Source organism: Escherichia sp. KTE52 (genome assembly GCF_000408325.1).
Classification (GTDB): Bacteria; Pseudomonadota; Gammaproteobacteria; order Enterobacterales; family Enterobacteriaceae; genus Escherichia; species Escherichia marmotae.
Map to the genome: position 1 here is coordinate 1,252,040 of NZ_KE138680.1, position 12,122 is coordinate 1,264,161.

At 51.0% G+C, this 12,122-nt stretch carries 14 protein-coding genes; 7 read left to right on the top strand and 7 right to left on the bottom strand.

Annotation, left to right across the window (positions count from 1 at the left end):
- Positions 1-168: 168 nt before the first annotated feature.
- A complete protein-coding gene (gene ligB / locus A1SC_RS05725) occupies positions 169-1,854 on the top strand; it encodes an NAD-dependent DNA ligase LigB (RefSeq protein WP_016262719.1) in 1,686 nt (561 codons plus the stop codon).
- On the opposite strand, the gene A1SC_RS05720 is transcribed toward ligB, so the two are convergent.
- Both A1SC_RS05720 and A1SC_RS05715 read right to left on the bottom strand, forming a co-directional pair.
- A complete protein-coding gene (locus A1SC_RS05720) occupies positions 1,851-2,468 on the bottom strand; it encodes a trimeric intracellular cation channel family protein (RefSeq protein ID WP_001517449.1) in 618 nt (205 codons plus the stop codon). The two genes, ligB and A1SC_RS05720, sit on opposite strands and share 4 nt — an antisense overlap.
- Positions 2,469-2,721: 253 nt before the next feature.
- A complete protein-coding gene (locus A1SC_RS05715; protein ID WP_000621334.1) occupies positions 2,722-3,585 on the bottom strand; it encodes a YicC/YloC family endoribonuclease in 864 nt (287 codons plus the stop codon).
- A gap of 126 nt (positions 3,586-3,711) precedes the next feature.
- Between A1SC_RS05715 and rph the strand changes: the two genes are divergently transcribed.
- Both rph and pyrE read left to right on the top strand, forming a co-directional pair.
- Complete coding sequence (gene rph, locus A1SC_RS05710) at positions 3,712-4,428, top strand: ribonuclease PH (protein WP_001247086.1); 717 nt, start codon at positions 3,712-3,714, stop codon at positions 4,426-4,428.
- Between the two features lie 65 nt (positions 4,429-4,493).
- Positions 4,494-5,135: an orotate phosphoribosyltransferase gene (gene pyrE / locus A1SC_RS05705; protein WP_001517450.1), complete on the top strand. Its 642-nt coding sequence runs from the start codon at positions 4,494-4,496 to the stop codon at positions 5,133-5,135.
- Positions 5,136-5,171: 36 nt separating this feature from the next.
- On the opposite strand, the gene slmA is transcribed toward pyrE, so the two are convergent.
- The 3 genes from slmA to coaBC all read right to left on the bottom strand — a co-directional run bounded on the left by slmA (position 5,172) and on the right by coaBC (position 7,531).
- Entirely contained in the window at positions 5,172-5,768 is a 597-nt protein-coding gene (gene slmA, locus A1SC_RS05700; protein WP_000818603.1) for a nucleoid occlusion factor SlmA, read from the bottom strand.
- Between the two features lie 106 nt (positions 5,769-5,874).
- Complete coding sequence (gene dut / locus A1SC_RS05695; protein WP_000976070.1) at positions 5,875-6,333, bottom strand: dUTP diphosphatase; 459 nt, start codon at positions 6,331-6,333, stop codon at positions 5,875-5,877.
- Entirely contained in the window at positions 6,311-7,531 is a 1,221-nt protein-coding gene (coaBC, locus tag A1SC_RS05690) for a bifunctional phosphopantothenoylcysteine decarboxylase/phosphopantothenate--cysteine ligase CoaBC (RefSeq protein ID WP_000050132.1), read from the bottom strand. Before coaBC ends, dut begins: the two co-directional genes overlap by 23 nt.
- Before the next feature lie 171 nt (positions 7,532-7,702).
- On the opposite strand from coaBC, the gene radC reads away from it, so the two are divergent.
- From radC to mutM, 4 genes are all read left to right on the top strand, one after another.
- The gene (gene radC / locus A1SC_RS05685; RefSeq protein WP_001517452.1) at positions 7,703-8,371 is read left to right on the top strand and encodes a RadC family protein; all 669 of its coding nucleotides are present in this window, start codon (positions 7,703-7,705) and stop codon (positions 8,369-8,371) included.
- 216 nt (positions 8,372-8,587) lie between these two features.
- Positions 8,588-8,824, top strand: a complete 237-nt coding sequence (gene rpmB / locus A1SC_RS05680) for a 50S ribosomal protein L28 (RefSeq protein WP_000091955.1) — start codon at positions 8,588-8,590, stop codon at positions 8,822-8,824.
- A 20-nt stretch (positions 8,825-8,844) separates the two neighbouring features.
- The gene (rpmG, locus tag A1SC_RS05675) at positions 8,845-9,012 is read left to right on the top strand and encodes a 50S ribosomal protein L33 (RefSeq protein WP_001051798.1); all 168 of its coding nucleotides are present in this window, start codon (positions 8,845-8,847) and stop codon (positions 9,010-9,012) included.
- Between the two features lie 96 nt (positions 9,013-9,108).
- Positions 9,109-9,918, top strand: coding sequence for a bifunctional DNA-formamidopyrimidine glycosylase/DNA-(apurinic or apyrimidinic site) lyase (mutM, locus tag A1SC_RS05670; RefSeq protein ID WP_001114550.1), 810 nt, complete (start codon positions 9,109-9,111; stop codon positions 9,916-9,918).
- Positions 9,919-9,956: 38 nt separating this feature from the next.
- Here the strand turns inward: mutM and coaD are convergent, their stop codons facing one another.
- Together coaD and waaA are read right to left on the bottom strand one after the other, a co-directional pair.
- On the bottom strand, positions 9,957-10,436 hold the full coding sequence (gene coaD / locus A1SC_RS05665; RefSeq protein WP_001517454.1) for a pantetheine-phosphate adenylyltransferase: 480 nt from the start codon (positions 10,434-10,436) through the stop codon (positions 9,957-9,959).
- 7 nt (positions 10,437-10,443) lie between these two features.
- Positions 10,444-11,721 carry a lipid IV(A) 3-deoxy-D-manno-octulosonic acid transferase gene (waaA, locus tag A1SC_RS05660; RefSeq protein ID WP_000891578.1) on the bottom strand — a complete coding sequence of 426 codons (1,278 nt, stop codon included), beginning with the start codon at positions 11,719-11,721 and terminating at the stop codon, positions 10,444-10,446.
- Between the last annotated feature and the right edge of the window lie 401 nt (positions 11,722-12,122).

A 12,122-nucleotide genomic window follows, 5' to 3' on the forward strand; every position in this document is an offset into this window, starting at 1 on the left:
CTTTTTGCGCAAAGTTGTTGCGTTTTGCGTAGCTGTTTCCGCTATTCCCTGTCATTTACTGCAATCAGGACGATTCTCTGGAAGCATCATCGCACACTTCAGTTTTGCTTCTCGGCTTTGCATTCACCTCGTTGTATACCTGCCAGCCTGACAACAGCGGAGGTGACGATGAAAGTATGGATTGCAGTGTTAATGAGTGTTTTATGCTGGCAAGCATCGGCGCAGGGAGTCTGCCCAGTCTGGTCGCCAGCCAGAGCGCATGAAGAAATTTCCCGCCTGCAACAGCAAATAAAACAGTGGGATGAGGATTACTGGAAAAAGGGAAAAAGTGCTGTTGAAGACGGCGTTTATGATCAACTCAGCGCCCGCCTTGCACAGTGGCAACGTTGTTTTGGTGAAGAGACAACTCGTGAAGCCATGATACTGCCTTTAATTGGAACCGTAATGCATCCAGTTGCTCATACTGGAGTGCGTAAGCTGGCGGATAAAAATGCATTGAGCCTTTGGATGCGTGAACGCAGCGATCTTTGGGTGCAGCCAAAAGTTGATGGTGTCGCGGTAACTCTGGTCTATCGTGACGGAAAACTGATTAAGGCGATCAGCCGTGGCAATGGCCTGAAAGGTGAAGACTGGACGCAGAAAGTGCGCTCGATTCCTTCTGTACCGCAATCCGTCAGCGAACCTTTAGCCAATAGCACACTGCAAGGAGAAATATTTCTCCGGAGCGAAGGTCATATCCAGCAGCAAATGGGCGGAATGAATGCGCGTGCAAAAGTTGCAGGTATGTTGATGCGCCAGGACAATAACGACACGCTAAATTCGCTGGGCGTTTTTATCTGGGCGTGGCCGGATGGACCGCAGTTAATGGCCGAGCGATTGCAGCAGCTTGCAAGCGCGGGATTTAGTCTGACGCAAGCGTACACTCACACGGTGAAAAATGCTGATGAGGTTGAGCGAGCACGTAATGAGTGGTGGAAAGCGAAATTGCCCTTCGTCACCGATGGCGTGGTTGTGCGAGCGGCTAAGGAACCCGAATCCCGCCATTGGCTACCGGGGCAGGCGGACTGGCTGGTGGCGTGGAAATATCAACCTGTGGCACAGGTTGCTGAAGTGAGTTCGATTCAGTTTGCAGTGGGCAAAAGCGGAAAAATATCGGTGGTGGCGTCACTCGCACCAGTCATGCTGGATGATAAAAAAGTTCAGCGGGTGAATATTGGTTCCGTCAGTCGCTGGCAGGAGTGGGACATAGCGCCAGGCGATCAAATCCTCATAAGTCTTGCCGGTCAGGGTATTCCACGTATTGATGATGTGGTGTGGCGGAGTGCGGAACGCAGAAAGCCGACACCGCCAGAAAACCGCTTTAACTCGTTGACCTGTTACTTTGCTTCTGATGTTTGTCTGGAGCAATTCATATCACGCTTAGTCTGGTTGGGGTCAAAACAGGTTTTGGGGCTGGATGGCATTGGCGAAGCTGGCTGGCGCGCACTGCATCAGACGCATCGCTTTGAGCATATCTTTTCCTGGCTTTCATTAACGCCAGAGCAATTACAGAACACGCCAGGGATAGCGAAAAGTAAAAGCGGGCAGTTATGGCATCAGTTTAATCTGGTTCGTAAGCAGCCTTTTACCCGCTGGGTGATGGCAATGGGAATACCGTTAACCCGGGGGGCGCTTAATGCCGGTGATGAACGGTCCTGGACGCAACTTTTGCAGAGAAGTGAACAACATTGGCAGCATCTGCCGGGAACCGGATCTCGTCGCGCCAGCCAGATTATTGAATGGAAGAATAATGTGCAAATCAAGACGCTAGGTAGCTGGTTGGCTACCCAGCAGATCGCAGGTTTTGTACCTTAATGACCTTCGTGGCTGTAATAAAAAACGGGTAATCCCAGTTTAAGACGCAGTGCCAGCAAGCGAGCAAAAAAGCCAAACACCAGGGTGGAGATAATCACCACATCATGGTTGGAAACATAGTGTTGCAGTGCGATATACAGCACGGCGGAAGCAAATGAAACCCCGGCATACAGTTCTTTCTGAAAGACCAGCGGGATGCGTTTACAGAACATATCGCGCAAAACACCGCCAAATACGCCGGTTGTCACCGCAGCGACAACGGCAATGACCGGGCCGTGGCCCATATCCAGCGCGACCTGTGCGCCAATGATAGAAAAGACCACCAGTCCGAGCGCATCTAACACCAGAAAGACTTTGCGCAGGTAAGGCATTACGGGAGCAACAATAGTGGTGAGTACCGCGGCGGTGGCGACGATAATCACATATTCCGGATGTTTGACCCAGCCGAGCGGATAGTGGCCCAAAAGTATATCCCGTACTGAACCGCCGCCGATTGCAGTGGCGGTCGCAATAATAATTACGCCAAATGTATCCATGCGCCGCCGTCCGGCCGCCAGCGCTCCCGTCATGGCTTCGGCAGTAATGCCAACCAAATACAAAATGTGTAACAGCATGGTTCTCTCCCTAAAAATCTGTCTGGCAGGGTAGCGATTTGTACGCATCGTCACGATTGAGATTTTTTAAGGTGAGAGGTTATTGATAATATTTAGTTATGTGAAATTGGTGTTTTCTGTAGTTTTAATGCGTTTCTCTTAGATTGTCAGAAGAAAAATGCATTAGAAATATTAGGGCGTGTTTTAAAGTAAATAAGAAGTCTGTATACGTAGTGCCGTTGTAATTTAACAACGGCCTACGGAATTATGAGGGTTACTCGATATTCTGAATCTGTTCGCGCATTTGTTCGATCAGTACTTTCAGTTCAATAGCTGAATTAGTTACTTCGGCATTGATAGACTTCGAGGCCAGGGTGTTCGACTCGCGATTAAACTCTTGCATCATAAAGTCCAGACGACGGCCAACCGCTTCTTTTTTCTTCAGAATGTTGTAGGTCTCTTTGACATGCGCTTCGAGGCGGTCCAGCTCTTCGGCAACGTCAATTCGTTGCGCCAGCAGCACTAACTCTTGCTCCAGGCGATTGTTTTCCAACTGTACCTGAGCATCTTCCAGTTTCGCTACCAGACGTTCACGCTGCCATTGCAGGATTTCCGGCATATGGGCACGAACTTTAGCCACTTCGGCGGTGACACCTTCCAGACGCTGCTCGATCAACGCTTTCAGCGCCTGACCTTCGGTTTCGCGCGCGACAATAAAGTCGTCAAGAGTACCATCCAGCGCAGCGAGAATTTCAGCGGCAATGGCGTCGAGATCCTGCTCCTGAGCTGCCATCACACCCGGCCAGCGCAGGATATCAACCGGGTTGATTTCCCCTTCGTCGCTCTGCATTTTTACCCAGTTAGCAGCAGTTACGAGCTGTTTAGCCAGCTTTTCGTTGAGAATCAGCTCGCCTTGTGCGCTAACATCTGGCTCATAGCGCAGGGTGCATTCCACTTTACCGCGCGTCAGGCGAGAACGAATACGCTCGCGAACGACAGGTTCAAGGCTACGGAACTGCTCCGGCAGACGAAAGTAAGTTTCCAGATAACGCTGGTTTACCGAGCGCATTTCCCAGGTTGCGCTCCCCCATTCACCCTTGATTTCACGCCGGGCGTAGGCGGTCATACTGCGGATCATAGACGTTCCTGTTTTTGAAAGGAGAGGTGGAAGGATTATAGCCATCGATGCCTTGTCAGGATAGGAATAACCGCCGGAAGTCCGTATAATGCGCAGCCACATTTGTTTCAAGCCGGAGATTTCAATATGCGTCCAGCAGGCCGTAGCAATAATCAGGTGCGTCCCGTTACCCTGACTCGTAACTATACAAAACATGCAGAAGGCTCGGTGCTGGTCGAATTTGGCGATACCAAAGTGTTGTGTACTGCCTCTATTGAAGAAGGCGTGCCGCGCTTCCTGAAAGGTCAGGGGCAGGGCTGGATCACCGCAGAATACGGTATGTTGCCGCGCTCCACCCACACCCGTAACGCCCGCGAAGCGGCGAAAGGTAAGCAGGGCGGACGCACGATGGAAATCCAGCGTCTGATCGCCCGTGCATTGCGTGCAGCGGTTGATTTGAAAGCGTTGGGTGAGTTCACCATTACGCTGGACTGCGACGTACTTCAGGCCGATGGCGGCACGCGCACTGCTTCGATCACCGGTGCTTGCGTGGCGCTGGCAGATGCGCTGAATAAGCTGGTTGAGAATGGCAAACTGAAAACCAACCCGATGAAAGGCATGGTAGCTGCGGTTTCGGTGGGTATCGTTAATGGCGAAGCGATTTGCGATCTGGAATATGTTGAAGACTCTGCCGCAGAAACGGACATGAACGTGGTGATGACCGAAGATGGGCGGATCATTGAGGTTCAGGGAACGGCAGAAGGCGAACCATTCACCCACGAAGAACTCCTCACCTTGTTGGCGCTGGCCCGAGGGGGAATCGAATCCATTGTAGCGACGCAGAAGGCGGCGTTGGCAAACTGATTTTTAAGGCGACTGATGAGTCGCCTTTTTTTTGTCTGTAGAAAAGTAAGATGAGGAGCGAAGGCATGAAACCATATCAGCGCCAGTTTATTGAGTTTGCGCTTGGCAAACAGGTATTAAAGTTTGGTGAGTTTACGCTGAAATCCGGGCGTAAAAGCCCCTATTTCTTCAACGCCGGACTATTTAATACCGGGCGCGACCTGGCACTGTTAGGCCGTTTTTACGCTGAAGCGTTAGTGGATTCTGGCATTGAGTTCGATCTGCTGTTTGGCCCCGCTTACAAAGGTATTCCGATCGCGACCACAACCGCTGTGGCACTGGCGGAGCATCATGACCTTGACCTGCCATACTGCTTTAACCGCAAAGAAGCAAAAGACCACGGCGAAGGTGGCAATCTGGTTGGTAGCGCGTTACAAGGACGAGTAATGCTGGTGGATGATGTGATCACCGCCGGAACGGCGATTCGTGAGTCGATGGAAATTATTCAGGCCAATGGCGCGACGCTTGCTGGCGTGCTGATTTCGCTCGATCGTCAGGAACGTGGTCGTGGCGAGATATCAGCGATTCAGGAAGTTGAGCGTGATTACAACTGCAAAGTGATCTCTATCATCACCCTGAAAGACCTGATTGCTTATCTGGAAGAGAAGCCGGACATGGCGGAACATCTGGCAGCCGTTAAGGCTTATCGCGAAGAGTACGGGGTTTGATAAAAAACGCCGGATGGTAAGTCATCCGGCGTCATTTTATTGCAACTGCGCGGCAATCAACGGCCAGCGAGCGTCAAAGTCATCCGTCGGGCGGTATTTAAACTCGCTGCGGACAAAACGAGACAGCATCCCTTCACAAAATGCCAGAAGTTGGCTTGCCAGCAACGTTTCATCGGTGGTGTAACCTTCACCCTCACGCATTCTCTTTTCACGCAATACCTGACGCAGTTGCGCTTCAATACGCTCGAACAGTTGGTTGATGCGCCCTTGCAGGCGGTCTTGTTCGAACATTAGCGCATGGCCGGTGAGGATACGGGTCAGGCCTGGATTACGCTCGCCAAAACCGAGAAGTAGCAACACAATCAGACGCAGACGCGCAGTGGTGTCCTTCTCATCTTTCAGAATCAGATTAATGCGAGTAATCAGGCTATCTTCGATAAACTCAATCAGGCTATCGAACATGCGGGTCTTACTGGGGAAGTGGCGATACAGAGCCGCTTCGGAAACGCCGACAGAGGCGGCCAGTTTCGCCGTCGTGATACGTTGGCTTCCATCGCTGGATTCCAGCATCAGCGCCAGAGACTGAAGTATTTCTTCGCGACGGTTCCTTTTCGCAGTTTGTTTTTCTGCCATGTTACAAAATACCCCTGAAAATAAGCACTTGCCAGGCGGCACCCACGCTATGACCGCAAACAAAATGTTTGCGGCGATGTTATGACGTTATTTGGATGCGTATGTGTTACTGACGACCAGAGTGACCAAAGCCGCCTTCACCGCGGTCAGTAGCGTCAAAATCTTCCACCAGATTAAATTCAGCCTGTACCACCGGAACAAAAATCATCTGTGCGATACGTTCACCAGGTTGAATGGTGAAGCTGTCCTGACCACGGTTCCATACAGAGATCATCAATTGGCCCTGATAGTCGGAATCGATCAATCCCACCAGGTTGCCGAGCACGATACCGTGCTTATGGCCCAGCCCGGAGCGCGGCAGCATCATCGCCGCCAGTGAAGGATCGGCAATATGAATCGCCAGTCCGGTCGGCACAAGTGTCGTGTCGCCCGGTGCCAATTCTACGGCGTCGTCGAGGCAAGCGCGCAGGTCAAGTCCGGCAGAACCAGAAGTGGCATAAGTCGGGAGTGGAAATTCCTTCCCAACGCGCGGGTCCAGAATCTTAACGTCGATTTTCTTCATCATAACGGGTCACAATCTCGTCGAGTAATAATTGGCCAAGGAGCTCTTTTCGCTCAAGCGGTAAGATTTTATCGCCATCTTGCCAGAAAAGGTGTAATGCGTTTTTGTCGCTATTAAAGCCTTGAGTTGGCTGGGAAACATCGTTCGCGCAGATCAGATCAAGGTTTTTACGGATACGTTTTTGTCGGGCGTATTCTTCCACATTATTTGTTTCGGCCGCAAATCCAACAACATAAGGCCGATGGTCTTTTAATGCGGCAACACCGGCGACGATATCGGGGTTTTTAACCATTTTTATTGTTAATTCATCGCCCGGCGTGGCCTGCTTTTTGATTTTTTCGCGGGCAACGGTAGCTGCGCGATAATCCGCAACGGCAGCGCAACCGATAAATATATTTTGCTGTTGTACAGAAGCCTTCACGGCCGCTTCCATCTCCAGTGCGGTTATCACGTCAATACGTTTCACAAACGGTGGCGTCGGTAGCGAAACCGGGCCAGAAACCAGCGTGACGTTTGCTCCTCTACGTGCTGCTGCTGCGGCAATGGCGAATCCCATCTTGCCGGAGCTGTGATTAGAGATGTAACGCACCGGATCGAGTGGTTCACGTGTCGGACCCGCGGTAATCATAATATTCAGATGTTTCAGGTCGTTGACGGGGGAGAAATGGGCCACCGCCATATCAACAATGGTTAACGGATCGAGCATTCGCCCTGGGCCGATATCACCACAGGCCTGGCTGCCGCTATCTGGCCCCCAGATCAACAAACCTCGCGAGGCAAGTACCTCTAAATTATGCTGAGTAGCTGCAGCCCGATACATCTGCTGGTTCATTGCTGGCAGCACGGCAACAGGCGCAGGCGTCGCAAGGCAAATCGTTGATACCAGATCATTCGCCATACCAGCAGCAACGCGGGCAATCAAATCCGCTGTCGCTGGAGCAAGAATCACTAAATCAGCCCATTTTCCCAGCTCAATATGGCCCATTGCCGCTTCGGCAGCCGGGTCCAGCAGACTGTCGGAAACGGGATAACCAGAGACTGCCTGCAAGCTAAGTGGAGTGATAAAGGCTTTTGCCGCTTCGGTCATGGCTACACGGACGTCGGCCCCGCGATCGCGCAAACGACGCACCAGTTCAGGGGTTTTATAGGCAGCAATACCGCCGCTGACGCCGAGAACGATTTTTTTACCGGCCAGGCTCATGATGATTTTTCCTGTTGGGTGACACCAGAAGTTGGCGATTTTATCACAATACTTTTGTTGTCGTGCTTTCACCTGAGAATCACTTTGCGAGGCGCTTTCCAGGATTGAAAACTGACCGTCGATTTAACCAAACGACTATGACAGGATGCGCCCTCCACAAAGGAGGTGAAGGTGAAAAGCAATGCTGACTTGTTGATGCCACGTGAAAAAATGCTGAAGTTGGGTATTAGCGCGTTAACGGATATTGAACTGCTGGCGCTGTTTCTGCGTACAGGAACGCACGGAAAAGATGTGCTAACCCTGGCAAAAGAGATGCTGGAGAATTTCGGCTCTCTTTACGGCTTGTTATCCTCTGAATATGAACAAGTTAGAGGCGTTCATGGAATAGGTGTGGCGAAATTCGCCCAGTTAAAGGGGATTGCCGAACTGGCCCGGCGTTACTACAACGTGCGGATACGCGAAGAAAGCCCGTTACTTAGCCCGGAGATGACGCGCGAGTTTTTACAAAGCCAGCTTACGGGCGAAGAGCGCGAGATCTTTATGGTGATCTTTCTCGACACTCAACACCGGGTACTTACTCACAGCCGATTGTTTTCCGGCACACTAAACCATGTGGAAGTCCATCCGCGTGAGATTGTTCGGGAAGCGATAAAAATAAACGCGGCGGCACTGATCCTTGCCCATAATCACCCTTCGGGTTGTGCTGAACCCAGTAAAGCGGATAAACTCATCACCGAACGGATAATAAAAAGTTGTCAGTTCATGGATTTACGCGTGCTCGACCATATCGTGATTGGGCGTGGAGAGTATGTTTCTTTTGCCGAACGCGGCTGGATTTAACCCGCTATGCGCGATCCTTCGGGATCTTTGTCTGTTCGGGACTTGAGCACATCGCTGAGTCAGCGTATACTACGCCACCTTTGAGAATCTCGGGTTTGGCATTTGGGCCTGGCAATCGAGAGTTCACATAGAACTGCGATGACCGGGCTGTAAAGCCTGACGAGGCGCCAATACCCCATACGAAGCTCGAGCTAATTTGATTTTTGGAGAATAGACATGTCCCGAGTCTGCCAAGTTACTGGCAAGCGTCCGGTGACCGGTAACAACCGTTCCCACGCACTGAACGCGACTAAACGCCGTTTCCTGCCTAACCTGCACTCTCACCGTTTCTGGGTTGAGAGCGAGAAGCGTTTTGTCACCCTGCGCGTATCTGCTAAAGGTATGCGTGTAATCGATAAAAAAGGCATCGATACAGTTCTGGCTGAACTGCGTGCCCGTGGCGAAAAGTACTAAGTACTTAGAGGAAATAAATCATGGCTAAAGGTATTCGTGAGAAAATCAAGCTGGTTTCTTCTGCTGGTACTGGTCACTTCTATACCACTACGAAGAACAAACGTACTAAGCCGGAAAAACTGGAACTGAAAAAATTCGATCCAGTTGTACGCCAGCACGTGATCTACAAAGAAGCGAAAATCAAATAATTCTCGCTTTGATGTAATAAAAACCTCGCTCCGGCGGGGTTTTTTGTTATCTGCTTGCCCCCATATTGACTGCATCTGTTCATTCCAGGAGATGCTATGCCTGAATTACCAGAAGTTGAAACCAGCCGCCGCGGCATTGAACCGCATCTCGTTGGCGCGACCATTCTTCATGCGGTGGTCCGCAACGGGCGTTTGCGCTGGCCAGTCTCGGAAGAAATCTACCGTCTAAGTGACCAGCCGGTGCTTAGTGTGCAGCGCCGCGCTAAATATCTGCTGCTGGAATTGCCGGAAGGCTGGATCATCATTCATCTGGGTATGTCTGGCAGTCTGCGCATACTTACGGAAGAACGTCCTCCTGAAAAGCATGACCATGTTGATTTGGTGATGAGCAACGGCAAAGTGCTGCGATATACCGATCCTCGTCGCTTTGGTGCCTGGTTGTGGACCAAAGAGCTGGAAGGACACAATGTGTTGGCACATCTTGGACCGGAGCCGCTTAGCGATGATTTCAACGGCGAATACCTGCATCAGAAATGCGCGAAGAAAAAGACAGCGATTAAACCCTGGCTGATGGATAACAAGCTGGTGGTGGGCGTGGGGAATATCTATGCCAGCGAGTCACTGTTTGCTGCGGGGATCCATCCGGATCGGCTGGCGTCATCGCTGTCGCTGGCGGAGTGCGAACTGCTGGCACGGGTGATTAAAGCAGTGTTACTGCGTTCTATTGAGCAGGGCGGCACGACGCTGAAAGATTTTCTGCAAAGCGACGGAAAACCAGGTTATTTCGCGCAGGAATTACAGGTTTACGGGCGTAAAGGCGAACCGTGTCGGGTTTGTGGTACGCCGATTGTGGCGACTAAACATGCGCAGCGGGCGACATTTTATTGCCGACAGTGCCAGAAGTAATTCATGCGAGCCGGATGGCATTCCATCCGGCATAAAAGCTACGCTAACTTCGCCATCAGCGCCTGATGGACATTCTTCGGCAGGAAATGGGTGACATCACCCTGATGGCGCGCAACTTCTTTCACCAACGATGAAGAAATAAACGACCACTCTTTCGAAGGCATCAAGAAGACGCTTTCCAGCTCCGGCATTAAGTGGCGATTCATATGCGCCAGTTGCATTTCATATTCAAAATCTGCTACCGCACGCAGGCCACGAATCAGTACCGTGGCTTGTTGATTACGGGCGAAGTTCGCCATCAAATCACTAAAACCGACCACTTCAACGTTATCCAGATGTGCGGTTGCCTGCTGAGCCAGCGCCACACGCTCTTCCAGGGTAAACATTGGTTTTTTACTGGGGCTGGCGGCAATCGCCAGAATAACGTGATCGAACATCTGCGTAGCGCGCGTCACGATATCGATATGACCATTGGTAATGGGATCGAAAGTCCCCGGATAAATCGCCCGTTTTTGCATAACAACCTCAATGCGTTTTCGGTGGCAGGTAAGGTTCCAGCAGTTGAAGCAGACGCTGCAGCGCGCCCTGGTTTTGATACAGCACTTCAACGGCATGACGGCCATAGAAACTACGGTAATCGGCGTCAGTGAGCAAAGAGGAAACCTCTTTTGCCAGTGACGCGGCATCGGTGACGGTAATCAGCCCGCTTGCCTGCTCCAGCCGTGCGCAAATGTCTTTAAAGTTAAAAGTATGCGGCCCCATCAGTACCGGAATAGCGTGTGCGGCGGCTTCCAGCGGATTATGCCCACCGCGTTCGACCAATGAACCGCCAACAAAAGCGAGATCGGCAATGCCATACAGCAGCATCAGCTCGCCCATCGTATCGCCAATTACCACTTGTGTACTGGCGGAAGGGATTTCTCCGGAAGAGCGTGTGATATAGCTTAGCCCAGCCTGGCGGACAAGGTTAATCGCATCCGGGAAGCGTTCCGGATGACGTGGAACAAGAATAAGCAATAAATTAGGGAACTGCTGCAACAGCGCCTGATGTGCGGCAATCACCACACTCTCTTCGCCATCGTGAGTGCTGGTGGCAATCCATACCGGACGATGAGGAGCCCACTGGCGGCGCAGCGTTACTGCTTTAGCGGCTAGCTGCGGAGTTACTGAGATATCGAATTTCAGGCTACCAGTCACAGTCACCTGATTATTTTTTGCGCCCAACGCTACAAAACGCGCGCCATCTTCTTCGTTTTGCGCGGCGATTAGTGTAATACGACGCAACAAGCGACGAACAAATTTGCCCAGTTTGGCGTAACCCGCCGCAGAGCGTGCAGAAAGTCGCGCGTTGGCGATAACCAGCGGGATCTTGCGCTTATGTAGTGCCGCAATCAGGTTAGGCCACAGCTCCGTTTCCATAATCAACACCAGTTTAGGATCGACTTTATTAAGAAAACGGTTGAGCGCATCGGGTAGATCGTAAGGCAGATAGACGTGCTGAACATCTTTACCGAAAGCAGATTGCACGCGTTCCGAGCCGGTCGGCGTCATAGTCGTGACGGTAATTGGCAAATCAGGATAGCGATGACGCAGTGCGCGCACCAACGGGATCGCCGCCAGGGTTTCACCGACGGAGACGGAGTGCAGCATGATGCCGCCTTGTTTCAGCGGATGGCGGTAAAAACCGTAACGTTCACCCCAGCGTTTTCGATAGGCCGGAGCCTTACGTCCGCGCACCCAAAGCCGTATCCAGATCAACGGCTGAATAAGGTAGAGAAGGGCGGTGTAAAGCAATTCAAGCATAATAAATAGCTGACTTATGGATGTGCTGGGGATTCTATGTATTTAGCTGGGGCTTTACCATTACTTTTCCCGTTTTTGACTTAAATAGCTTCTGTTTGGCCTGAACTGCCGCTACATCTCCAGTTTTTTTGTATTTTTATGCGATTTATTGAAACTCGACCCTATTTTCAACTCTACATCGGCTATACCGGTATTATCTGCGCGCTTTTTCTTATCTATATGATTTTTATGATTAAAACATATTTTGTGTATAAAAATCATTCGGGTCGGATTGCTGCGAAAGAAATGCTACACTAGCACGTCAAAGTAAGTGCGTTATCAGTATTCAGGTAGCTGTTGAGCCTGGGGCGGTAGCGTGCTTTTTTTCTGCTTAACTTAACCAGACAATCATACAAAAGAGT